18 protein-coding genes are annotated in these 24,098 nt (G+C 61.7%); 6 read left to right on the top strand and 12 right to left on the bottom strand.

The genetic code is table 11. The annotated features are described in order from the left end of the window. The first annotated feature begins 1 nt into the window (after position 1). The gene (locus ACQ4WM_RS24235; RefSeq protein ID WP_436549210.1) at positions 2-1,036 is read left to right on the top strand and encodes a sensor histidine kinase; all 1,035 of its coding nucleotides are present in this window, start codon (positions 2-4) and stop codon (positions 1,034-1,036) included. Next, positions 1,033-1,734, top strand: coding sequence for a LytR/AlgR family response regulator transcription factor (locus ACQ4WM_RS24230; protein WP_436549209.1), 702 nt, complete (start codon positions 1,033-1,035; stop codon positions 1,732-1,734). The genes ACQ4WM_RS24235 and ACQ4WM_RS24230 overlap by 4 nt, the downstream gene beginning before the upstream one ends. Here the strand turns inward: ACQ4WM_RS24230 and ACQ4WM_RS24225 are convergent. The 3 genes from ACQ4WM_RS24225 to clpS form a co-directional block, all read right to left on the bottom strand. Further along, positions 1,731-5,078, bottom strand: coding sequence for a S41 family peptidase (locus ACQ4WM_RS24225; RefSeq protein WP_436549208.1), 3,348 nt, complete (start codon positions 5,076-5,078; stop codon positions 1,731-1,733). The two genes, ACQ4WM_RS24230 and ACQ4WM_RS24225, sit on opposite strands and share 4 nt — an antisense overlap. Before the next feature lie 162 nt (positions 5,079-5,240). Further along, complete coding sequence (gene clpA / locus ACQ4WM_RS24220; RefSeq protein WP_436549207.1) at positions 5,241-7,547, bottom strand: ATP-dependent Clp protease ATP-binding subunit ClpA; 2,307 nt, start codon at positions 7,545-7,547, stop codon at positions 5,241-5,243. After that, entirely contained in the window at positions 7,544-7,846 is a 303-nt protein-coding gene (gene clpS, locus ACQ4WM_RS24215; protein ID WP_065306728.1) for an ATP-dependent Clp protease adapter ClpS, read from the bottom strand. Before clpS ends, clpA begins: the two co-directional genes overlap by 4 nt. A 323-nt stretch (positions 7,847-8,169) precedes the next feature. On the opposite strand from clpS, the gene cspE reads away from it, so the two are divergent. After that, positions 8,170-8,373: a transcription antiterminator/RNA stability regulator CspE gene (gene cspE / locus ACQ4WM_RS24210; protein WP_008446468.1), complete on the top strand. Its 204-nt coding sequence runs from the start codon at positions 8,170-8,172 to the stop codon at positions 8,371-8,373. Positions 8,374-8,450: 77 nt separating this feature from the next. Here cspE and icd read toward each other — a convergent pair whose 3' ends face one another. Beyond that, positions 8,451-9,704: an NADP-dependent isocitrate dehydrogenase gene (icd, locus tag ACQ4WM_RS24205; protein WP_436549206.1), complete on the bottom strand. Its 1,254-nt coding sequence runs from the start codon at positions 9,702-9,704 to the stop codon at positions 8,451-8,453. 162 nt (positions 9,705-9,866) lie between these two features. Here icd and ACQ4WM_RS24200 point away from each other — a divergent pair, with 162 nt between their 5' ends. Beyond that, positions 9,867-10,430 (top strand): pseudouridine synthase, encoded by a 564-nt coding sequence (locus tag ACQ4WM_RS24200; RefSeq protein WP_436549205.1) that lies wholly within the window; start codon positions 9,867-9,869, stop codon positions 10,428-10,430. Positions 10,431-10,581: 151 nt separating this feature from the next. Here ACQ4WM_RS24200 and rpsT read toward each other — a convergent pair whose 3' ends face one another. Continuing rightward, entirely contained in the window at positions 10,582-10,848 is a 267-nt protein-coding gene (rpsT, locus tag ACQ4WM_RS24195; RefSeq protein ID WP_010395935.1) for a 30S ribosomal protein S20, read from the bottom strand. A 297-nt stretch (positions 10,849-11,145) separates the two neighbouring features. Here rpsT and murJ point away from each other — a divergent pair, with 297 nt between their 5' ends. Further along, positions 11,146-12,693 (top strand): murein biosynthesis integral membrane protein MurJ, encoded by a 1,548-nt coding sequence (murJ, locus tag ACQ4WM_RS24190; protein WP_436549204.1) that lies wholly within the window; start codon positions 11,146-11,148, stop codon positions 12,691-12,693. A gap of 271 nt (positions 12,694-12,964) precedes the next feature. Then, positions 12,965-13,723, top strand: a complete 759-nt coding sequence (locus tag ACQ4WM_RS24185) for a PEPxxWA-CTERM sorting domain-containing protein (RefSeq protein ID WP_436549203.1) — start codon at positions 12,965-12,967, stop codon at positions 13,721-13,723. A 280-nt stretch (positions 13,724-14,003) separates the two neighbouring features. On the opposite strand, the gene ACQ4WM_RS24180 is transcribed toward ACQ4WM_RS24185, so the two are convergent. From ACQ4WM_RS24180 to ACQ4WM_RS24150, 7 genes are all read right to left on the bottom strand, one after another. After that, positions 14,004-15,026 carry a TIGR03790 family protein gene (locus ACQ4WM_RS24180; RefSeq protein WP_436549202.1) on the bottom strand — a complete coding sequence of 341 codons (1,023 nt, stop codon included), beginning with the start codon at positions 15,024-15,026 and terminating at the stop codon, positions 14,004-14,006. Positions 15,027-15,115: 89 nt separating this feature from the next. After that, entirely contained in the window at positions 15,116-16,552 is a 1,437-nt protein-coding gene (locus tag ACQ4WM_RS24175) for a mannose-1-phosphate guanylyltransferase/mannose-6-phosphate isomerase (protein ID WP_436549201.1), read from the bottom strand. 16 nt (positions 16,553-16,568) lie between these two features. Then, a complete protein-coding gene (locus ACQ4WM_RS24170) occupies positions 16,569-17,798 on the bottom strand; it encodes a glycosyltransferase family 4 protein (RefSeq protein ID WP_436549200.1) in 1,230 nt (409 codons plus the stop codon). Further along, positions 17,779-19,089, bottom strand: coding sequence for a nucleotide sugar dehydrogenase (locus ACQ4WM_RS24165; RefSeq protein ID WP_436549199.1), 1,311 nt, complete (start codon positions 19,087-19,089; stop codon positions 17,779-17,781). The genes ACQ4WM_RS24170 and ACQ4WM_RS24165 overlap by 20 nt, the downstream gene beginning before the upstream one ends. 12 nt (positions 19,090-19,101) lie before the next feature. Further along, positions 19,102-21,096, bottom strand: coding sequence for a heparinase II/III family protein (locus tag ACQ4WM_RS24160; protein ID WP_436549198.1), 1,995 nt, complete (start codon positions 21,094-21,096; stop codon positions 19,102-19,104). A gap of 9 nt (positions 21,097-21,105) precedes the next feature. Then, complete coding sequence (gene asnB, locus ACQ4WM_RS24155; RefSeq protein WP_436549197.1) at positions 21,106-22,974, bottom strand: asparagine synthase (glutamine-hydrolyzing); 1,869 nt, start codon at positions 22,972-22,974, stop codon at positions 21,106-21,108. Positions 22,975-22,993: 19 nt separating this feature from the next. After that, on the bottom strand, positions 22,994-24,088 hold the full coding sequence (locus ACQ4WM_RS24150; RefSeq protein ID WP_436549196.1) for a glycosyltransferase family 4 protein: 1,095 nt from the start codon (positions 24,086-24,088) through the stop codon (positions 22,994-22,996). Positions 24,089-24,098 lie beyond the last annotated feature (10 nt).

The raw sequence follows: 24,098 nt of genomic DNA, 5'->3' as shown, positions 1-24,098 counted from the left end.
CATGCAACCTTCGCCGCCACTGCTTGCCCGCTTGAACTGGTACTGGATTTTCCAGCTGACGGGATGGAATATCGCCGCCCTGCTGGCGCTATTGAGCCTGAGCTTTGCACCCGTCAGCTGGGCCGTGATCGGCGTAAGCTGGTGGGGCGCGGCCAGCGGCCTGCTGCTATCGATGGCATGGCGCCGCGTGCTGCGCCAGCGCGGCTGGACAAACGGACGCTTCGCCTGGCAGCATGTGCTGCCATCGCTGATGCTTCTGACGCTGCTGCAATGCGCGCTGGCGGGACTGGGCTATGTGATATTGCAGCCCTTAGGCCCCGTCACCAGCCTGAACTGGCTGCCGTCGGCGCTGGTGTCGTGGTTCGGCATCTTTCTGGTCTGGACCGTGCTGTATTCGATGACACAGTCGCTGCGCCGCGCCAGCCGCTTCGAGGCCGAAGCACTGCGCCTGCAAGTGCTGGCCAAGGACGCCGAACTGCGCGCGCTGCAGGCGCAGGTCAACCCGCACTTTTTTTTCAATAGCCTCAACAGCGTGCGCGCGCTGGTGTTCGAAAACCGGGAAGCGGCCGCCGACATGGTCGACCAGCTGGCCGCTTTGATGCGCTACACCTTGCAATCGAACCAGCACGTCACTGTGCCATTGGCCGACGAATGGCAGGCAGTACAAACCTACCTGGCGATCGAAGCGATCCGCTTCGAAGACCGGCTGCGCGTCGCGATGTCGCTCGATGATGGCCTCGGTACAGTGCGCATCGCGCCGATGGCGCTGCAAACGCTGGTGGAAAACGCCGTCAAGCATGGCGTCGAGCCGAATCTGGCCGGTAGCGACATCGCCATCAGCGCCAGGCGCCACCATGGCGGCGTCACCATCACGGTGACCAATACGGGAGCGCTGCGCGCGCACTCAAGCTCTACCCGCGTGGGGCTGGCCAATGCGCGCCAGCGCCTGGCGCTGGCGCTTGGCGCTGCGGCCGCGCTGTCACTCGATGAACGCGACGGCGCCGTGCATGCGGTGCTGCGGTTGCCGCAGCCATGAGCAGCTTGCGCGTATTGCTGGTCGATGACGAACGCCTGGCGCGCGCCGAATTGCGCCGCCTGTTGCAAGCCCATCCCGCAGTGGAAATCGTCGGTGAAGCAGCCAGCGCCTTGGAGGCGATGGCGCAGATCGCCGCGCTGCGGCCCGATGTGCTGCTGCTAGACGTACAGATGCCCGGTGGTTCCGGCTTTGATTTATTGGCTGCGCTCGATGCGGCGCCCGAGGTGATCTTCTGCACCGCCTACGACCAGTACGCGCTGCAGGCGTTTGAAGTGAGCGCCCTCGACTACCTGCAAAAACCGGTGCAGGCGCACCGGCTGGCCACGGCCCTGCTGCGCGCCGGCGCACGCGTGCAGGCGGCGCCCCCGGCTGCGTGCAAGATCTTTATCAAGGACGGCGCGCGCTGCTGGTTCGTGGCGCTGGAGAACATCAGCCTGTTCACGTCGGAAGGCAATTACGCGCGCGTCCATTTTGGTACCGAACAACCCTTGATGCCGCGCTCGCTGAACCAGCTCGAAGAACGGCTCGACCCGTCGCGCTTCTTCCGCGCCAACCGGCGCCAGATCGTCAACCTGGCGCATGTCGCCGGGGTATCGGCCAATGCGGCCGACGGTCTGGACCTGCTGCTGACCGATGGCACGCAGGTGGAGGTGTCGCGCCGCCGCGCGCAGCAGTTCCGCGCTGCCGCCAGCCTCTAACGCTTCAAGGCCGGTATCGGCTGCGCCTGGAACTGGTGCAGCGGCTCCTCCTTCAACTTTCTGGCCAGCATCTCGAGCGCCACTTCCAGCTGGCGGTCGCCGCCATTGAAGGTGGCGTGCGGCGGGTTTTCCACCTCCACGTCGGGCACCACGCCGACACCCTCGATCAGCCACTGTCCATCGACGCCGAACTGGCCGTTTTCCGCCACGCGCGCCATGCCGTTGTCCAGCAGTCTGGTGTTGTCGCTCAGCCAGACGCCGGCGCCGGCCGTGCGCTTGCCCACCAGCGGCGCGAGCTTCAAGGCCTTGATGCCGGCGGCAAAAGTCTCGCCATCGGAATAGGTCAGCTCGTCGACCAGCACCACCAGGTGGCCACGGAAGGTGTTCTGCATGTTCGACGACGGCTGCACGCCGGGCGGCGCCCAGAAGGCCCAGGCCTTGCGCAGCAGCTTTTCGATGATCCAGCTGTCGATATTGCCGCCGTTATTGCGGCGCACATCGATGATCAAGCCTTCGCGGTTGATATTGGCATAAAAATCGCGCGCGAACGAGGCGATATCGCGCGCCCCCATGGCGCGCAGGTGCAGGTAGCCGATGCGCCCTTGCGAGCTGGCGGCCACCTGTTCCGCGCGGCTCAGCTCCCAGTCGCCATAGCGCAGCGCGGTCTGTTTCGCCATGTCGACCGGCGTGACGATCACGGCGCGTGGCGCACCATTGCCGCGCCTGACCTGCAGCAGCACCTGCTTGCCGGCCTGGTTCAGCAGCAAATCGCTGATATCGCGCGCGCCCAGGGCAGGCTTGCCATTGACGGCCGTGATCACGTCGCCTTCCCTGACGTCCACTTCCGGGCGCGACAAGGGCGCGCGCTCGGACGGCAATTCCGGTTCGCTGCGGTAAATATGTTCGACCAGATAACCATCCTTGCCGCGCACCAGCACGGCGCCGAGGCCGGCCGGCGTGCCTTCCTGTTCCGTGCGGCGCAATTCGCCGGGACGGATCTGCGAATGCAGGGCGCCCACTTCGGCCACCATCATGCCCAGCAGGTCATTGAGTTCGGCGCGGTCGGTCACGCGCTCGACCAGCGGTGCATATTTGCTGCGTGCGGCCGTCCAGTCGACGCCGCGCATTTTCGCGTCATACAGGAAGTCACGGTGCAAGCGCCAGGCATCGTTGAACATCTGCTTCCATTCCAGGCGCGGATTCGATACAAAGGTCCAGTCGTCGACTTTCACTTTCGCCTTCGTCAGGTCGGTCGGCAGCTTGGCGCCCGCCTCGATCACCAGCATCTCGCCGGGACCAGTGGCCGCAGCTGTCCGGTAGTAAAGATGTTTTTTATCGAACGCCAGGTCGAATTCGCGCACATTGGCGACCAGCAACTCGGGCTTGGAACCGGTATTGCCGATCGCCACAGTCTTCAGGCTGGACTTGTTGTCGGCACCATCGCGATCGAGCAAATACAGGCGCTTGTCGTCGACTGCCAGCGCCGTGTAGTTGCCGGACGCCAAAGGCACTTCGTACAGCCGTGCCGCCAGCCCGTTGGTGACGATGGCGGGCACGGTGGCGGGCGCTTTTTTCACGGCCGCCTTGCCTCCAACTTTTTCCAGTGCCTTTTCGGCGGCCAGTTCGGCCGCCTTTTCATCGTCGGTTTCCGGTGGTTTCACGCCGGGGCGGCTCAGCTCGTCGTCGGGCTGGAAGGGAAAACGGTTGCCCGGCTGCAGCGCCAGCGCATACACGCCGACGCGCTTGTCGAACACCGGGCCCATGTTGCGGTCGCCCCAGGGCGATTCATTGGCCAGTTGGAAATGACGGGCCGACAAAAAATACAGCCAGCGGCCATCGGGCGAGAACATCGGCGAACCCGAGGTATAGCGGTCGCTGGTAACGAAATGCAGTTCCTTGCTGGCGAGATTGTAAAGACCGATCTGTTCGCGCTGCTCGTTGCTGGCCACGCGCACCAGCGCCAGGTTGCGGCTGTCGGGCGACCATTGCACTTCGTCGTGCTTGTCGACGCCAGCCTTGCCCGCATCGTCGATCAGCTGATTGGCCCTGGTGGCCAGATCGAGCAGCCAGAAACGGCCCTTCTTGTCACTGTGCGCCAGATAACGCCCGTCCGGCGACGGGTACAGTTTCCAGCGGTGGCTGTCGCCCTCGGTGGTCAATCGTTCGCCGGGACCGGAACCGTCGGCCGCATAGCGCCAGATCTCGTTTTCGCCGCTGGTGTCGACAATGGCGTAGACGAATTTTTCATCGCTGCTGAAGACGGCGTCGCGCGCGCGGGCCCCTTCCGGAATCGCGATATCGACCCGGCGCTGGCTGCCGGTGCCGGCGATGCTGACGCGTCCGCGCGCCGTCAGGACAAGCCGTTCATCCTTGCTTGAGAGCTGCACATTGGAAAGGGTATCGAGCGGTGAGCGTACCTGGCGCGCGCGCTGCTGGTCAAAGTCCGAGACCAGGCTGATCGGCAATGGCGGCGAGTCCGTGCCCGCCGCCAGGTCCAGCACCTGCAGATCGGCGCCCAACTGATACACGATCCTGCCGTCGCCCAGGGAGGCATTGCGCACATCCCATTGAGTATGGCTGGTCAGGGCGCGGCGGTCGCTGCCGTCCGGCAGCATGCTCCACAGATTGTCGCTGCCGCTTTCATCGCTGATGTAATACACCCTGCCCTGCCACCACATGGGCCGCTTGTTATTGCCGGCCCGCACAGCGGCGTCGCCGTGCAGGGGCACCGCTTCGCTCTTGCCGTCCAGTTCATAGCGCCACAGCTGGGCATGTGCGCCACCACGGTAGTTGCGCACATTGTCGTTCGTCATGGCCAGGCCAAAGCGCGTGAAGAACAGCGTCTTGCCGGCATCGTCGAGCACGGCGTCGTTGGCGTCGGCGACCGGAAACACGCGCCGCGCGAGCTTGACCGGATCGATGGCAGCGACGATGCGCCGCGAGGCCGGGCCATCGGTATTTTGCGTGCTGATCAGCACTTCACCCTGCGCCGTCCAGCCCAGCACCAGCACGCCGCCATTGTCATACGAGATACGGCGCGGCAAGCCGCCCGCCAGCGGCATGACATAGGCGTCCTGCGCCCCTTCATACGAGGCGGAAAACGCCAGCCACTGGCCGTCGCGCGAAATCGCCGCATTGGTTTCATAGCCGGGATGGGTGGTCAGGCGCTGGGCCGGCCCGCCACGCACGCTGCTTTTCCACAAGTCGCCTTCGGCGGTGAAGACCACGGTGTCGCCACGCACAGCGGGAAAACGGAAGTAACTGGTGGCGGCGGCAGTAGCGGTGGCGCTGCCCAGCAGGCCGGCGGACAACAACAGCAGGGCAAGACGATTGGAAATTTTCATGAGGGCATCCAGATAGCGGTCAGGCGGCATGGACATCATGTCGATACCGGACGACAATTCTGGCATAAAGCGCCCCGAAGAAAACCTTCTTTATTGCCCAAAAGGACGTAAAAAAACCCGCGACACTTGCGTGGGCGGGTTTTTCTCAAGCCGGAAAAGCGCTTATTCCACTTCGACCGTTTCCGGCGCTGCCGTCGGCGCCGCATCTGGCGGTTCCGGGAATTCCAGCAAGACCTGGTCCTTGTCGTCAAGGTCGACCGTGACACGGCCACCCGTGACCAGGCGGCCGAACAGCAGTTCGTCGGCCAGCGCCTTGCGGATCATGTCCTGGATCAGGCGCGACATCGGCCGCGCGCCCATCAACGGATCGAAACCTTTTTTACCCAGGAAGGCACGCAGCTTCTCGGTAAACACGGCCTCGACTTTTTTCTCGTGCAGCTGCTCTTCCAGCTGCATCAGGAACTTGTCGACCACGCGCAGGATGATTTCCTGGTCCAGCGCACGGAAGCTGATGGTCGCATCGATACGGTTGCGGAACTCCGGCGTGAACATGCGCTTGATGTCGGCCATCTCGTCGCCTGCCTGCTTGGAATTGGTGAAGCCGATCGAGGCCTTCTGCAAACTCTCCGCACCCGCATTGGTGGTCATGATGATGATCACGTTGCGGAAGTCGGCCTTGCGACCGTTGTTGTCCGTCAAGGTGCCATGATCCATCACTTGCAGCAGGATGTTGAAAATGTCCGGATGGGCTTTTTCAATTTCATCGAGCAGCAACACCGCATGCGGCTTCTTGGTGATCGCTTCGGTCAGCAAACCGCCCTGGTCGAAACCGACATAGCCGGGTGGCGCGCCGATCAGACGACTGACCGCATGACGCTCCATGTATTCAGACATGTCGAAACGGATCAACTCGATGCCAAGGATAAACGCCAGTTGCTTGGCCACCTCGGTCTTGCCGACGCCGGTAGGACCGGAGAACAGGAAGGAGCCGATCGGCTTGTCCGTCTTGCCCAGGCCAGCACGCGCCATCTTGATGGCCGAAGCCAGCGCATCGATGGCAGGATCTTGCCCGAACACCACATTGCGCAGGTCGCGATCAATGGTTTGCAGCTTGCTGCGATCGTCCTGATTGACCGTTTGCGGCGGAATACGGGCGATCTTGGCAATGATGTCCTCGATCTCGGCCTTGCCGATGGTTTTCTTCTGCTTCGACTTCGGCAGGATGCGTTGCGCCGCGCCCGCTTCATCGATGACGTCGATCGCCTTGTCGGGCAGATGGCGGTCGTTAATGAAGCGCGCTGCCAGTTCAGCTGCCGTCGACAGGGCCGAAGCCGAGTATTTCACGCCGTGGTGCTCTTCGAAGCGCGATTTCAGGCCGCGCAGGATCTGCACGGTCTGCTCGACGGTAGGCTCGTTGACGTCCACTTTCTGGAAGCGGCGGGAGAGCGCATGGTCTTTTTCGAACACGCCACGGAATTCCGTGTAAGTGGTCGCGCCGATGCACTTCAATTGGCCATTGGCCAGCGCCGGTTTCAGCAGGTTGGACGCGTCCAGCGTGCCGCCCGAAGCCGAACCCGCACCGATAATAGTGTGGATCTCGTCAATGAACAGGATGCCGTTCGGGTTGTCCTTCAGCTGTTTCAGCACGGCTTTCAGGCGCTGTTCGAAGTCACCGCGGTATTTGGTACCGGCCAGCAAGGCGCCCATGTCGAGCGAATACACGACCGCATTTTGCAGGATTTCCGGCACATCGCTTTGCGTGATGCGGTAGGCCAGGCCTTCGGCGATGGCCGTCTTGCCCACGCCCGCCTCGCCGACCAGCAGCGGATTGTTCTTGCGGCGGCGGCACAGGATCTGGATCACGCGGTCGACTTCGTCCTCGCGCCCGATCAGCGGGTCGATCTTGCCTTCGGCCGCGGCCTTGTTCAGGTTTTGCGTGAACTGGTCGAGCGGACTTTCCTTCGGTTGCCCTTCGGCTCCCGATGCGCCCTCTTCCACGCCTTCTGACGCTTTCGCGCTTTCGGTCGACTGGTCCTTGCGTACGCCGTGGGAAATGAAATTGACCACGTCCAGGCGGGTCACGCCCTGCTGGTGCAGGTAGTAGACCGCGTGCGAATCCTTTTCGCCGAAGATGGCCACCAGCACGTTGGCGCCGGTGACTTCTTTCTTGCCATTCGATGCCGATTGAACGTGCATGATGGCGCGCTGGATCACGCGCTGGAAACCAAGCGTCGGCTGGGTATCGACCTCGCCCGTGCCAGGCACGGTCGGCGTGTTGTCGCCGATGAAGTTGGTGAGCGTCTTGCGCAGGTCGTCAATATTGACCGCGCAGGCACGCAACACCTCGGCTGCAGAGGGATTGTCCAGCAGTGCCAGCAGCAGATGCTCAACCGTGATGAATTCATGCCGTGCCTGCCGAGCTTCGACAAACGCCATGTGCAAACTTACTTCTAATTCCTGCGCAATCATACTTCCTCCATCACGCACTGCAGGGGATGCCCCGCCTTGCGCGCATGCGTTAAAACGAACTCCACTTTGGTACACGCGATATCTTTAGAGAACACGCCGCACACTCCTTTGCCGTAGCGGTGAACACTGAGCATGATTTGCGTTGCCGTTTCACGGTCCTTGTTGAAGTACTCCTGAATGACGGCCACCACGAATTCCATGGGAGTGTAATCGTCATTGAGCAAGGCTACCTGATAGAGTGGCGGCGGCTTGAGGGCTTGCCGCTCCAGCAGGGCTTCTGTGTCGTGCTTGGTTGCCATACGCTTATTCTAATGCTTTCACAGTGGTTGTCATGCGCAATATCTGCGCGTTTCCAATTGTTTTCAATCTTACGCGTTTTCTCACTTCAGCGCAGATGGCGTCCCTGTCGCCAAAATCAAGAGTGGCTTTTTTGGTGGCCGTGAAGAATTTGGCAAGATCAGTGGAAAAGCGCTTGACTTCGATATTTATTCCGCCAACAATGCTGTATCGACTGTTGCAGTAATATGTACAGCTTGATAAGAAGTGAGACGTCGAGGAGGGGGCAAGAAGCTTCTTGCTTTTATGGCTCGTGTGATTTGTTTTAATTTTGAAAGTTCTTTTTATGGCAACAGGTACAGTTAAGTGGTTCAATGATTCCAAAGGCTTTGGCTTCATCACTCCAGATGATGGCGGCGAAGATTTGTTTGCTCATTTCTCCGCGATCAACATGAACGGTTTCAAGACCCTCAAAGAAGGTCAAAAAGTTCAATTCGAAGTCACGCAAGGCCCTAAAGGCAAGCAAGCTTCCAACATCCAGTCCGCCTAAGCTTCTTTCGGCCCTCAGATGTGAAAAACCCCGTTTTCGAACGGGGTTTTTTTCGTCCTTCGCTTTACACCTGATCTTTACATCTGCTCGACCATCACTTCGCCAAAGCCCGAGCACGACACCTGCGTGGCGTCTTCCATCAGGCGCGCAAAATCATAGGTCACGCGTTTCAGGGCGATCGACTTTTGCATCGCCGCGATGATCAGGTCCGCCGCTTCGACCCAGCCCATGTGGCGCAACATCATTTCCGCCGACAGAATCAGGGAACCGGGATTCACCACGTCCTTGCCCGCGTATTTCGGCGCCGTGCCGTGGGTGGCTTCGAACATGGCCACCGAATCGGACAGGTTGCCGCCCGGTGCAATGCCGATGCCGCCGACCTGGGCCGCCAGCGCGTCGGAAATATAGTCGCCATTGAGGTTCAGGGTAGCGATCACGCTGTATTCCACCGGACGCATCAGGATTTGTTGCAGGAATGCGTCGGCAATCGAATCCTTGACGGTGATGTCGCGCCCGGTTTTCGGATTCTTGAACTTGCACCACGGGCCGCCATCGATCAGTTCAGCGCCGAACTCCTTTTGCGCCAGCGCATAGGCCCAGTCGCGGAAACCGCCTTCCGTGTATTTCATGATGTTGCCTTTGTGCACGATTGTCACGGACGGCTTGTCATTGTCGATTGCATATTGCAGCGCCTTGCGCACCAGCCGCTCGGTGCCTTCGACCGAGACCGGCTTGATGCCGATGCCCGAGGTGTCGGGAAAGCGGATTTTCGTCACTCCCATTTCCCTGACCAGGAAATCGATCAGCTTTTTCGCCTCATCGGTGCCCTGCGCGTATTCGATGCCGGCATAGATATCTTCCGAGTTTTCGCGGAAAATCACCATATCGGTTTTTTCCGGCGCTTTCAATGGCGACGGCACGCCCTTGAAATAGCGCACCGGGCGCAGGCATACATACAGGTCGAGCTGCTGGCGCAATGCCACGTTGAGCGAACGCATGCCGCCACCGACCGGGGTGGTCAACGGCCCCTTGATCGACACCACATAGTCTTTCAGCACTTCCAGCGTTTCCGCCGGCAGCCAGCTGTCGGCGCCATACACCCGGGTAGCTTTTTCGCCGGCAAAGATTTCCATCCAGCTGATCTTGCGCGCGCCGCCATAAGCCTTGGCCACCGCCGCGTCAACCACCTTGATCATCACCGGGGTGATATCGCTGCCGGTGCCATCGCCTTCTATGAAGGGAATAATCGGCTGGTCGGGCACGTTCAGCGAAAAATCGGCGTTGACGGTGATTTTTTGTCCGTCAGCAGGTACTGTAATATGTTGGTACATCAAAATCTCCGAGGGGATTGCTACACAAAACGAATCAGGGGCAGAGAAAGGCATGAGTCTTCTATAAGATATAAGATGCCTACTTTCTCATTATGCACCACTATAGTACATGGTGCCACGCCACACCGTCGGCATCACCCTTTTTTGCATCAAGATAACACCATGCCATTAATACTTTTTAACAAGCCATTCCAGGTCCTGTGCCAGTTCTCGCCGCAGGATGGCCGCAGTACCCTGGCCGACCATCTCGATATCCCCGGCATCTACCCGGCCGGCAGGCTCGATGCCGACAGCGAAGGCTTGCTGCTGCTGACCGACGACGGCCGCCTGCAGCACGCCATCAGCCACCCCGACCGCAAGGAAGCGAAGACCTACCTGGTGCAGGTCGACGGCGTGCCCGATGCGGCCAGCCTGGCGCGCTTGCAGGCGCCGCTGGACTTGGGCGACTTCGTCACCAAACCGTGCCATGCCGTGCAGATTGCCGAGCCCGACTGGCTATGGCCGCGCCATCCGCCTATCCGCGCGCGCCTCGACCAGCCAACGTCATGGCTGGCGATCACATTGAAAGAAGGAAAAAACCGGCAAGTGCGGCGCATGACGGCGGCAGTCGGCCTGCCTACCCTGCGCCTGGTGCGCAGCAGCATCGGGCCGTTCTCGCTGGCCAGCCACCCCTTGATGCCGGGTGAATGGTGCCAAGTGCCGGGCGACGCGCTGGCCGGCACATGATGCGACGGCCTGACGGCTGGCGCTCTGCATGACCGCCAGCGACGATATGCAGAGCGAAAAATAGTATTTACCAAGCGAAAAAACCCGCCAGAACAAGTCTGCGGGTTTTTGCTTTTCATCCGGCACCAGAGAACTGGTGCATGGTTGAATATTAAGCGGACAGTGCTTTCAAGGCAGCTGCCAGACGGCTCTTGTGGCGAGCTGCCTTGTTTTTGTGAATGATCTTCTTGTCAGCGATACGGTCGATGGTCGACACGGAAGCTTGGAAGATTGCAGCAGCAGCTGCCTTGTCACCGCCCTGGATCGCTTTGCGAGCAGCTTTGATAGCTGTGCGCAAGGTCGAACGCTGGGACGAATTGTGTGCGTTTTGCTTAACTGCTTGACGAGCGCGTTTGCGCGCTTGTGCGGTATTTGCCATGGAATTTCCTAAAACAGGGTCAAAGTGCGTTTGCAAACATTAGTGTTTGCCAACCGGTGCGTTCTGTGCGTCTGCCGAACCATGTGTGCCAAACCATTGCCTGTCAAACATTAGTGTCTGCGTAACAGAATTCTGTACAGCCTTCGATTATAACGATATTTTCGGGCGAGGGCAATTCAAAAAATCCCGTATTGGCTTTGACAAGGCAAAAAACATCACAGCCAGGGGGCCAGCAACCGTGATTATTACAGCATGTTAACCGTTTGCGCAGGCCGCGCACAGCTATAATCTGCCCCCATGAACTTGCTCAGAACCCTCGCCGCCATTTCCAGCATGACCATGCTGTCCCGAGTCACCGGCTTATTGCGCGAAAGCCTGTTCGCGCGCGCCTTCGGCGCCGGCGCCTATACCGACGCCTTTATCGTGGCCTTCCGCATTCCCAACCTGCTGCGGCGACTGTTTGCCGAAGGCGCGTTCTCGCAGGCCTTCGTGCCCATCTTGTCGGAGTATAAAAACCAGCACGGCCAGGACGCCAGCAGGCAACTGGCCGACCATGTGGCCACCACGCTGGTGTGGGCCACCTTGCTGGTGTCCGCCATCGGCATCCTCGGCGCGCCATGGTTTGTGTATGTGATCGCCACCGGCCTGAACAAGGACCCCGGCGCCTTCGACGCGGCCGTCTGGATGACCCGCCTGATGTTCCCTTATATCAGTTGCATGTCGTTCGTGGCGCTGGCCGGCGGCATCCTGAACACCTGGCGCGAATTCAAGATCCCCGCATTCACGCCGGTGCTGCTGAACCTGTCCTTTATTGCCGCTTCGCTATTTTTGGCACCCTACCTGGCGCAGCCTATCTACGCCATGGCGATTGCCGTGTTTGTCGGCGGCCTGCTGCAGGTGGCGATCCAGATCCCTGCCCTGATCAAGATCGGCATGCTGCCACGCTTGTCGATCAACCCGGCCATCGGCCTGTCGGACGGCGGCGTGCGGCGCGTGCTCAAAAAAATGGGACCGGCCGTGTTTGCCGTGTCGGCCGCACAGATCAGCCTGATGATCAACACCAGCATCGCCTCGCGCCTGGCCGAAGGCAGCATTTCCTGGCTGTCGTATGCGGACCGCCTGATGGAGTTCCCGACCGCCATGCTGGGCGTGGCGCTGGGCACCATCTTGCTGCCCAGCCTGTCCAAGGCCAATGTCGACGGCGACAAGACGGAATACTCGTCCTTGCTGGACTGGGGACTGCGCCTGACCTTTTTGCTGGCCCTGCCGGCGGCCGTCGGCATGGCCACCCTGGCCACGCCGCTGATCGCCACGCTTTTTCATTATGGTAAATTTTCGGCCGAATCTGTGGCCATGTCGACCGAGCCGCTGGTGGCCTACAGCCTGGGCCTGCTGGGCATTATCCTGGTCAAAACCCTGGCGCCAGCGTTTTATGCACGCCAGGATATCCGCACCCCCGTCAAGATCGCCATCGGCGTGCTGATCGCCACGCAACTGATGAACTGGCTCTTCGTGCCGTATCTGGCGGTTGCCGGCCTGGCCCTGTCGATCGGCCTGGGCGCCTGCCTGAACGCCACGTTCCTGTACTGGGGCTTGCGCCGGCGCGGCATCTATACGCCGAAACCAGGCTGGCTGAAGTTCTTCCTGCGCCTGCTGCCGGCCCTGGCCGTCATGGGCGGCGTGGCCGCGTATGGCGCGACACGCATCGACTGGATCGCCATGCAAGCCCATCCATTAATGCGGGCCGGCACACTGGGCCTGCTGCTCTGCCTGTGCGGCGTGGCCTACTTCGGCACGCTGTTGCTCGCTGGCTTCCGCTTCCGCGATTTCAAGCGCACCGCATGAACATTGCCAGGCCCAGGCGTTGCAACAAGGTGCAGAATTCTGAAAGCAGGCTCGACACTAAACAGAAAAATATGATATATTTCCTGCAAATAAGTTTAATTCCTGACAAGGATTAAACCAGATACCGCACAAGCAGGTTCAGGCCTCATCCATGCCTGGCCTTGAAAAGCACACCTCTCTCCGCACACAACGGTCACCGGGACAGGTGGCTGCAATATGCGCAATCAGCGTCACCAGCGACGCGGCGCGCCTGCTTTTTGAGAGAACTATCATGTCACTATCGATTCTTAGCTGCTTGACCGCGCGCCCTTGGCTGCTGGCCGCCGCCATCATGGCGTTCGGCAGCAGCGCGCATGCGCAGACACAGACGCAAGCCCAGCCGCGCGACAATCAAAAAAGCTGCCAGGCCAGCACCAGTAGCGCGAACGGCAATGCCAAGGATGCCAACCTCGACGGCACCTACAGCGCCTGCAGCTTGGCCGACGGGTTTATCAGTGGCAGCACGCGTGCCAATGACGGCAAGCAAAAGACGCCGGACTTTACCGGCGTGGTGTCGGACCAGGAGTTGCGCAAGTTCGACTCCGCCGACAGCACGCATCGCCTGGCGATCAAGGCAAGTTCGGGCAATGATGCTGTTATATCTGGCGGCAAGATACTGGCAGCCGACGACAATCAGTTTCGCTTCCGCACCCGTGATTTCGTGGCCGCTGAGGAAGTGTACCCACTCGACGAGACCGCGGCCTACGGTGCGGCCGGCCGTGCGCTGAACCGCAGCCGCAGCGGCAGCGCCGACAACCAGGCGCCACTGCTGGTGGCGTCGTCACTCAGTGAAAACCTGCCCACCACCACTGGCGACTCGAGCGGCGTGGGCGGCGGCGGCGCAGCCGGCGGCCTTAATACCAGCGGCGGCCTGGTCCCGACCACGCCGGCAGTGCCGGCCGTACCGGAACCGGAAACCTGGGCCATGTTGCTGGCAGGCCTGGGCCTGGTTGCCTTTGCAGGACGGCGCAAGCTGGCCAAAACAGCGTAAACGCAGCAGCCCGCCGGGGCCTAATGCCGTCCAGTTAAGTGTCTTACGTATTTAATCCGTAATGCCTAAAAACATAAGAACGGCGGGCCGGAGTCGCGAGCCCGAGAAAATGCCGATGGCTGCGTTGCAGCTCCTATGCGTACTAGCGTACTGTCGTCATCGCTGCGCCTTGCCCTCGACATTTTTCGGACCCGCTTGGCCCGGTATACCCGTGCGAGCAAATGATTCCTTAATCCGTTTTGCGGTTTTCCTGATGGCATAGGGGCGCTTGCACCAGCAATCAGCGCCTGAAGCGCGCGTACGGCGCTGCCAGCGGATCGCCGATAAACAAGCCTTGCGCCGGCCAGGCTACGCTACCCCAATATGCTTCAAGCGCGGTGCTGCCCGACAGGTAGCGGCGCAGCAGCACGCTGGGCTGCGGAAACTTCTGCCAGTAGCTGCACGGTTCGCTGACGGTACCATAGCTGGCCGTCGCGCCCGCTTCCAGCCAGCGCTGGCTGCTCATTTGCTGGGTACCTTGCAAGTCGCCACCAAACGAAGTGAGGTGATCGGCCAGTGCGCCGGGCAGGAAGCGCAGGGTATCGAGCCTGGCCACTTTGGCCAGGCCCGTCTGGTAGACCATGATGTCTTGCGCCCCTTCCAGGCTGTCCGCCTTCAGGTGCTTGATGGCCAGCCTGTGCGGGGCCAGCATGCCGGGCGGCGGAAACAGCGGCGCGCGGCTGTTGCGCGCGGAGTCCGACGTCGTCAGGTAGTAAGCGCTGGCGGCCGGCGGCGAAAAACCGCTGACGGCACCACGATCGGCCACGGCCTTGGCCTCTTCCACAAAATCGACAGGCAGCAGCATCGCCAGGCGCAAGCCCAGCTGGGTGTACGGTTGCGTCACATTGCTGTTGAAATAAGGGCTGGGCTTGCCCGGGTCGCAACTCTTGCTGCACTGCCCTGCGTCGTAGCCCAAAGTAAAGGCTGAGGTGATGGAATTGCACTCGACGGCGTACGGCGCACTCCATACCATCAGCACGGCCTCGATGCCGGGTTTCAGCTGGGCATCGATATGCTCCTTGAGCCGGTTGAACTGGTCCATGCTCAGCTTGCGGGGCCGGTTCGGAATATTGACGTGGGCGACATTGGCGGTGGGAACGCCATGCACCTGCCTGTAATATTCGCCCACTTCGACACTGTTGGGTTCGGCGTCGTTGATGATGATGGCCAGTTGCGACGGCTGCAGGCCGGCGGCCGCTGGCGGCGCATCAGCAGTGGCGCTGCTGGCAGCCAGTGCCAGGGAAAGATAAAGAAATATACGCAAGAGTGGTCGCCGCCGTCAGGTTGAGAGAGCGGGCGGCATGGGCCGCCTGCCTGCCGACGATTATAGCGTCCTACACGCGCTGCCAGGCCTCATGTGCGCTGATAGACATCTTCCAGCCGAACGATATCGTCCTCGCCCAGATAGCTGCCCGACTGCACTTCGATCAGGTGCAGCGGCAGCTTGCCGGGGTTTTCAAGGCGGTGCGTCATGCCGATCGGAATATAGGTCGATTCGTTTTCCGTCAGCAAGGTCACCTTTTCGCCACACGTCACCCTGGCCGTGCCGCTGACCACTACCCAATGTTCGGCCCGGTGATGGTGCATCTGCAGCGACAGCTTGCCGCCCGGATTGACCGTGATGCGCTTGACCTGGAAACGCTGGCCCAGGTCGATGCCTTCGTAGCTGCCCCACGGGCGATACACCTTGCGGTGCTGCACATGTTCGTTGCGGCCCTGCTGTTTCAGATGGTCGACCACCTGCTTGACCCGCTGCACCTGGTCTTTGTGGGCCACCAGCACCGCATCATCGGTTTCCACCACGATCAGGTCGCTCACGCCCAGCACGGCCACCAGGCGGCGCTCGGCGCGCACCAGGCAGTTGCTGACGCCATCGAGATACACATCGCCGCGCACCACATTGCCGCTGGCGTCGCCTTGCTGCACCTGCCACAGGGCCGACCAGGAGCCGACATCACTCCAGCCGATGCTGGCCGGCAGCACTACCGCATGCGTCGTGCGTTCCATCACGGCGTAGTCGATCGAATCGGACGCACTGCCGGTAAAAGCCTTTTCATCGAGGCGGCAGAAATCAAGGTCGCGGCAGCCATCGCGCACGGCCGCCACGCAAGCGTCCAGCATGGCGGGCTGGAATTGCCCCAGCTCACTCAGATAACGCTCGGCGCGGAATACAAACATGCCGCTGTTCCAGAAGTAATTTCCGGCCGCGACGAAACCTTGCGCCGTTGCCAGGTCCGGCTTTTCGACGAAACGCTCGACCCGGCAAGCGCCCTGCACCGGCTCGTTACCCACCGGCGCGCCGGCGCGGATGTAACCATAGCCCGTTTCCGGTGCCGTGGGCACGATGCCGAAAGTGACCAGCGCGCCACCTTGCGCCAGCGCTGCGGCAGCGATGATAGCCTGGTGGAAGGCCGCCACATCGGTGATCACGTGGTCGGCCGGCAACACCAGCATCAAGGCCTCGGGGTCGATCGCCAGCAGGTACTGCGCTGCCACCGCCACCGCCGGCGCCGTATTGCGGCCCACCGGTTCAAGCAGGATGCCCAAGGCTTCCAGCTTGATTTCAAGCAACTGCTCAGCCACCATGAAGCGGTGCTCATTGCCGCATACCACCAGTGGCGGCATGACCTGGCAAACCCCGCCAGGCAGGCTGTGCGCACGCAGCGCCGTTTCCTGCAGCATGGTCTGCTCGCCCACCAGCGGCAGCAGTTGCTTTGGCAGCACGGCGCGCGACAGCGGCCACAAACGGGTGCCGGAACCGCCCGACAGGATGACTGGATAGATCTTCATGGCTTTTCTCCCGATCTTATTGGTTCGCTTGCATTGCCGGCGCGGCGGGAAACAGGCGCGCGTAGGCAGCCAGCAATTTAGGCGCCTCATACTCCCATTCCAGCTCGTTGACCACGCGGTGGCGGCCAAATGCACCCATCTGTTCACGCCGCACCGGGTCGTCGAGCAGTTCGACGATCTTGCGCGCCATGTCGACGGGGTCGTTCTTCAGCGCATACAGCGACGCTTCCCGGGCCGATACCTTGCCCTCGACCAGGTCGAACTGCACGATCGGTTTGCCCAGCGCCATATATTCCATAATCTTGTTCATGGTCGACTTGTCGTTCATGTCGTTGGCCACGTCGGGATTGACGCACACATCGGCCGTGTTGAGCATTTCCAGCAACTGCTGGTCCGGCACGCGCCCGGTAAACGTCACGTAATCGGCGATGCCCATGTCCTGCGCCATCTGTTTCATCTGCTCGAGCGACGTGCCGCCGCCGACCAGGCCGAACTGCACGTCATGGCGCCCCAGCGTCTGCACAATGTACCGGGCCGCCTGCAGCAACAGGTCGATGCCTTCCTGGGCGCCCATCACGCCGACATAGCCAACCAGATAAGCGCGGCCTTTTTTCAGTGCGGGCACTGGCGGCAGCACGCGCAAGCGATCCAGCTTGGGACCGCTGCGCACCACATACACGTCTTCGGGTTTCATGCCGCCGCGCTCGATGGCGATCTTCTTGTACGATTCGTTGGTGGCGATCGACACGTCGGCGCTCTTGAACGACCAGCGCTCGAACAACACCATCAACTTGTAGAAAAAGTCGCGCCGGCCGAACTTGGCCTCGTACAGTTCCGGGTTGATGTCGTGGTGGTCGAACAAAAAACGCTTGCCCATGGTCAGCTTGAAAAAGCCGCCGATCAAAAACAGCAGGTCGGGTGGATTGCAGGCGTGAATCACATCGAAGCCGCGTGCGAAATGCACTTTCCAGGCCAGGCGGAAGGTGTGGAACAGCGCCAGCGAGTATTCCACCAGGTAACCCTTGGCGCCTTCGGCTTCCAGCGGCAGATGGTAGCGGTAGATATGGATGCCGTCGATGGCTTCGTAGCGCGCTTCATAGCCCTTGCCGGTAGGGCAGATAATCGACACCTCATAGCCGTTCGCATGCAGCGTGGTCGCTTCCTGCCACACGCGCCGGTCGAACGGCGACGGCAGGTTCTCCACCAGGATCAATACCCGGCGCGCCTTACCAGCAGATGCCGTCATAATTGTCTCCACTTTGTTCCTTGCTGATGCGTACCAGGTCAACCAGATACTGGTGCGGCTTGAGGCTGGCCGGCACGGTGTTGAATTCGGCCGCGCTGTTGCCGATCACGATGGTGTCGGCAAAATCGAGCACGTCCTGCATGCTGGTCACCATCAATTTGGAGATGTGCGGGATATGGTTGAGGATGTAGTCCTGGTTGGCGCCGGTCAGCGCGGCCAGGTTGACGTTCTTGTCGTACAGTTTCAGCTCATAGCCCTTGCCCAGCAGGTATTCGATCACGTCGACCAGCGGCGACTCGCGCAGGTCGTCGGTGCCGGCCTTGAACGAGAAACCCAGAATACCCACCTTGCGCGCGCCCTTGTCGGTGATCATCTTGATGCCTTTTTCCACCTGCTTCTGGTTCGACGGCAGGATCGAGTTGAGCAGCGGCAAGTCCAGGTCCAGCGTGCGCGCCTTGTAGGTCAGTGCACGCACGTCTTTCGGCAGGCAGGAGCCGCCAAAGGCGAAGCCCGGCTTCATGTAATACGGTGACAGGTTCAGCTTGGTATCCTGGCAGAAAATGTCCATCACCTTGTGGCCGTCGATGCCGACCGCCTTGCAGATATTGCCGATCTCGTTGGCAAACGCCACTTTCACCGCATGCCAGGTATTGTCGGTGTACTTGACCATCTCGGCCGTTTCCACATCGGTGCGCACCAGCGGCGCGTCCATCTTTTCATACAGCTGTACCAGCAGGGTGCCGGCCTTTTCATCGGACTCGCCGATCACCGTCTTCGGTGGATGGTAGTAATCGTGGACGGCCGTGCCTTCGCGCAGGAATTCCGGATTGTTGCAGACGCCAAAATCGACGCCGGCCACCTTGCCCGAGGCCGCTTCCAGGGTTGGAATCACCAGCGAACGCATCGAGCCGGGCAGCATGGTCGAGCGCGCGACGACCACGTGGAAAGTGTCTTTTTCGGCGATCGCCGCGCCGATTTCCTGGCAAACCTTGCGCACATGGCTGAGGTCAAGGTTGCCGTTCAGCTGTGATGGCGTGCCGACGCAAATGAGCGACATGTCGGAACCGAACACGGCGTCGCGCACGTCCGCCGTGGCGCGCAGATGGCCGCTTTTCACGGTGGCGGCGATCATCTCGCCGATATCTTTTTCAATGATCGGCGTGCTGCCCTGGTTGATCAGGTCGACCTTGGTCCTGTTCGGGTCGACGCCGATCACTTCGTGGCCGTCGGTAGCCAGGCAACCGGCAGAGACGGCGCCCACATAACCCAGGCCAAAGATACTAATTTTCATGTTTTTCCTCGTTCATTTTTTCAGATCAGCTGTCATCAAGTGTAATGTGGTGCGCAGCCTGGCACCGCCGCCCAGCCGCGCGCGCCAGGCGAAAGTGGGCGCAGCCTGTTTTTCATCAAAGCGATGCGAGATCCAGCCCAGCACCGGCTGCTCGCTGCCGCGCACCAGCGCCATCGTGGCGCCGGGCACATCGGGCAAATGCATCTCCAGTGAAAAAGCCTTGCCGCGCACCTGCAGCACCTTGCCGGCCAGCGTGACCTGACATTGCGGATCGACATGCCAGAACAGTTCCACCTCATGCGTGCCTTTGCACTCAAGCACATCATCGACCACGATGCGCGCGGCATCGGGCGCCACGCTGACCTCGCGCCGGTGTAATACCGGGTCCGGCAGGGCCATATAGCCGTCATGGCTGGCGCTCCAGAACTGGCCTGCCTCATCGTCTCGCCAGGCCAGGCATTGCGCCCTGGCCTTGCGCAGCCACAAAAAGTTGCCGCCCGATACAGACTGGTCCCGGCCATCGATACGCAGCGTGTTGTGCGCACTGGTGCCACGGAAATAATCGCGCCACTGTTGCTGCGTGTGATAGGCGTAGGTACCCGGGTCGACCAGCACCGCCTGCCCCGCCACCGACAGGCTCAAGGCCAGCGCATCGGCATGGCCGTGGGCGGCAATGCCCAGGTAGCCCAGCGCACCGGCATCCGCGATCAGGCGCACTTCGGTGGGCTTGTCCAGGCGCGCGCCCATAATGAAATAACCGCCTTCGGCGAAACTGCGCGGCAAGCTTGTTTGCGTTACGACCGGCAAGGCGTCGAAAGCCTGCCGGCCGGCAGGCCCCATCAGCCAGGCGCTCTTGTCGTCAAACCGGCCCGCCTTGAAGCTGAAGTCGGCGCGCCCGAACAGCGCCGCGCCGCTGGCCAGCAAAGACCGGTAAATATTGGCGCCGGGCGACTTGTCCCAGTTGGCCAGCTGCGCGTCGTCGGCGTCGCCGATCATCGGCACCTCGCCGGCCACGTTCATCATGGCGGCGATAAATTCCAGCATGCGTTCCAGCCGCTGCAAAAAGGCAGCCGAGCGGGGCCGGCCATTGGCGCGGCCAGCCAGCACGCACAACAGCATTTCGTCGGCCACCGTATGCTGGTAATAAATCGCCTGTTCGCGGTTGACGCCGTCCGGGCCATTTTGCAGCATGGCCTGCTGCTCCAGTTCGCGCTCGGTCTGCGCGAGCCAGGCTGCGCTGTCAGGCCAGCAGGGCCAGGTCAGCGCCGCCACATGCAAGCCCGTCAGTTCACCAAACAGATGGTTGTTGGCCGACGAGTGGCGCGAAAAATGGCCGGCAATAAAATGGCAATGCTGGTAGATACTGGCCAGCCAGCGCTGCAAAAATGCCTGGCCGTCAGGCCCCTGGAACAGCACGCTGCCGGCGCCGCCCAGCAACTGCCAGGCATGCGACCAGCTGACCAGGCGCAGCGCCAGTTCCAGCGCGCTGCTCCAGTTGGCCCCGAGCGGATACGGGCACTGCTGCCACCACGATTCCAGCAAGGTCCGCACGCCCTGCGCATGGCGCATGTCGCCACTGAGGCGATACGCCATCGCCAGGTCGGCGATACACAGGTGGCGGTTCGGTTCCCACAGGCATTTGATATCGCCCACCATCGTTTCGTCGCGGTAATTGAGGGTCTTGCCAAAGGTCAGCGGGGCCACGATGCCGGTCTTCGGATCGCGGTTCCACTCGGGCGGAAAACCAAGCTCGACATCGCGCAGCGCAAACACATCGAAGCGCCCGGCCAGGATGCGCTCGGCCGCCGCCAGGTGCGGCGCCGGGTCGGCGGGCAAGCCCAGCCACGGTTGGCCGAAGCGGCCAAGGGACGCCGGCGGCGGCACGTGGGCCAGGCCGATGCCGCGCGCCTGCAGCCGCTGCTGCACCGCGTCGCGCACGCGGTGCGCAACCTCAAGCGCCCCCATGGCGCGCAAACGGTTCAGTTTCCAGGACAAATTAGCCAGCATGGTGTGCGCTCACAGATACTGGCGATGCCAGATTTCCAGGGTCAGCAAGCTCCACAGCAGCTTTTCGTGGTTTTGCCGCCCTTGCACGTGCTCGGCCAGCACCTGCTGCAGCGCTTGCGCATGGTAGTAGTGGCGCGTGCACGACGAGGCGCCCGTCAGGTGTTCATACAGATAATCTTTCATGGGGCCACGGAACCATTCATTGACGGGCACGCGGAAACCCACCTTCGGCCGTTCCAGTATCGCTGGCGGCAGCAACTGCTTCATCGCCACGCGCAAGATCCACTTGGTGGTGCGCCCGCGCACGCGGTAGTCGTCGGGCAGGCTGGCTACATAGGCGGCCAGTTCATGGTCCATGAAGGGCATGCGCGCTTCGAGCGAGGCGGCCATGGTCATGCGGTCGCCACGTTCGAGCAGATTGTCGGGCAGCCAGCTTTTCTGGTCGAAGCACAGGATGCGGCGCAGCGCGCTGTTGTCGCTGCCGCCACAGCCAAGACCCGGCTCGCGCATGCGCACCGGCGCCGGCATCGCCACCAGGCGCGCCCGTTCCTGGTCCGACATCATGCCGAACCAGCGCGGCATGCGTTCGTCGAACGCTTCCAGGCCCAGGTTGACGATGGCCGTCTTGGCGCGGCGAAAACGATAGGGCAAGGCGCCGATGGCCGGTTCGATCAGGCCGCGCCGCAATACCCCCGGCAATTGCTGGTAACTGCTCGCATGGCGCTCATACACATGCTTGGGGTAGCCCCCGAGGATTTCATCGGCGCCCTCGCCCGTCAGCACCATCTTGACCGTCTTGCGCGCCTCCCTGGCCAGCAAATAGATGGGAATATCGGACGGCTCGGCCACCGGGGCGTCGCGAAAGCGCACCAGCTCGGGCAACAACGCGATCACCTGATCGACCGAGACTTCCAGTTCATGGTGATCGGTGGAAAACTGGCGCGCAATATCGGCCGCATACGCCAGTTCGCTGAAACCGCCCTCCTTGAAGCCCACCGAAAAAGTTTTCACCGGCACGCCCGCATGGCGCGACATCAGCGCCACCACCGCCGACGAATCGATACCACCGGACAAAAAGGCGCCGAACGGCACGTCGGCAATCATGCGCATGCGTACCGACTCATCGAGCTTGTCGAGAAAGGTGGCGACCGGGTCGGCCGGCAAGCTGGCCACCATGCGCGGGCGGCTGTCGGGCGGCGTGAAATACACGTTCTCGCGCAGCACGCCGTTTTCCCAGGTGGCGGTAGAGCCGGGCGCCAGCTTCCTGATGCCCTGGAACAGGGTGGCCGGACCGGGCGCATAGCGATAGGCGAAATAATCCCAGATCGCCTCCTCATTGGCGCGGGCGGCCACGCCGGGCAAGGCCAGCAGCGCCTTGATTTCCGAACCGAAGGCGAGCCGGCCATCGTGCTGCCACAGGAACAGCGGCTTCTTGCCGAACGGATCGCGCGCCATGAACAGGCGATCAATGCGCGCATCCCAGATGGCAAAGGCAAACATGCCGCGAAAGTGCCGCACGCAGTCCTCGCCCCACTGCAGATAAGCGTGGACGATGGTTTCGGTATCGGAGGCGGTGCGAAAACGATGGCCCAGTGCAATCAACTGCTCGCGCAGCAGCTGGTAATTATAGATTTCGCCGTTGAAGATGATCTGCACATCGCCCGTCTCGTTGCCCAGCGGCTGGTGGCCGGTGGCAATATCGATGATGGCCAAGCGCCGGTGCAACAAGCCCACCTGCCAGGCGCCGTCAGCTGTGCAGGCCTGCAGCACGCCGGTGTCATCGGGCCCCCGGTGCGCAATGGAGCGCCCCATGGACTCGAGCGCGGCCAGCTGGCCGGCATCGGAAGAGGGAAAGATCAGACCGGCAATACCGCACATAACATCTCGCTTGAAAAAACTATTCGGATACTGGCGGCGCCAGCAAGGCGCGGTAGGCGCGCCGGAAATCGTGGGCCAGGCGCTCGATCGCGTAGTGACTGTCGATGCGCTCGCGGCAGGCCTGGCCCATGCGCCGCAACAGCGCACGGTCGCCGTCGAGGCGCACGATGGCGTCGGCCAGCGCCTGCGGATCGCGCGGCGGCACGAACAGGCCGTGCACGCCATCTTGCACCACGTCCGGAATCGCGCCCACCGGGCAGATCAGCACCGGCGTGCGCGCGGCCATGCTTTCGAGCAAAGCATACGGCAATCCTTCGTGATGCGTGGGAAAACCAAACACATCGGCGCTGCGCCACAAGGCGTTCTTGGCCGCGCCGAACACCGGCCCCAGGAAGCTCACCTGCCCCTCCAGCTGCAAGGCCGCCACGCGCGCGCGCAAGGCCGCTTGCGCCGGGCCGCTGCCGGCCAGCGCCAGGGTCGCCGTGCTGCCCGCCGCGCGCGCCAGCGCCAGCGCTTCGACCAGTTCGAACAAGCCCTTGCTTGCGGCCAGCCGCCCCACGTACACCAGCGACAGCGGCGCTTGCGGCGATTGCAGCTTCTGGCCCGCGTCCACGCCAGCGTCGATGGCGTTCGGGATCACCTCCAGCGGCAAGCCGGCGTCGAAACTGCGGTAGGCGCGCAACTCGCATTGCGCCAGCAGCACCACCGCGTCGGGCAAATGCAGCACACGACGCAGCAAACCCGTCAACAAAGGTTTGCCGCGGAAAAACACCTGCGGCAAGGCGCCGCCATGCACCTGGTACAGCACACGCTTGCCCATCGCCTTGGCCACCAGCAAATAGGCCAGGTCGCGCCAGTAACTTTTCTGCTCCATCGACGTATTGATATGCACGATCTGCGGCTGCTGCACGCGCAAGGCCTGCAGGAACTGGAACGGGCTCCAGGCGAAGCGCAGCAGTTTGTGCAGGCGCGACTCGCGCCGCCCTTCGCTGCCCACCTGGAAATGCACCAGCTGAAAGTCGCGCGCCAGCGAACAATGAAACAATTGATTCAGATGCGTTGTCACGCCGCTGACGGCATCGAGGGCTGGTCCCAGCAGCATTACAGTAGTCATATTTGCATTA

Origin of the sequence: Janthinobacterium longum, assembly GCF_051380735.1 — a bacterium.
Taxonomy (GTDB): Bacteria; Pseudomonadota; Gammaproteobacteria; order Burkholderiales; family Burkholderiaceae_D; genus Janthinobacterium.
Note: the sequence above shows the minus strand (reverse complement) of the source record. Positions and strands in the feature narration are given on the sequence as shown.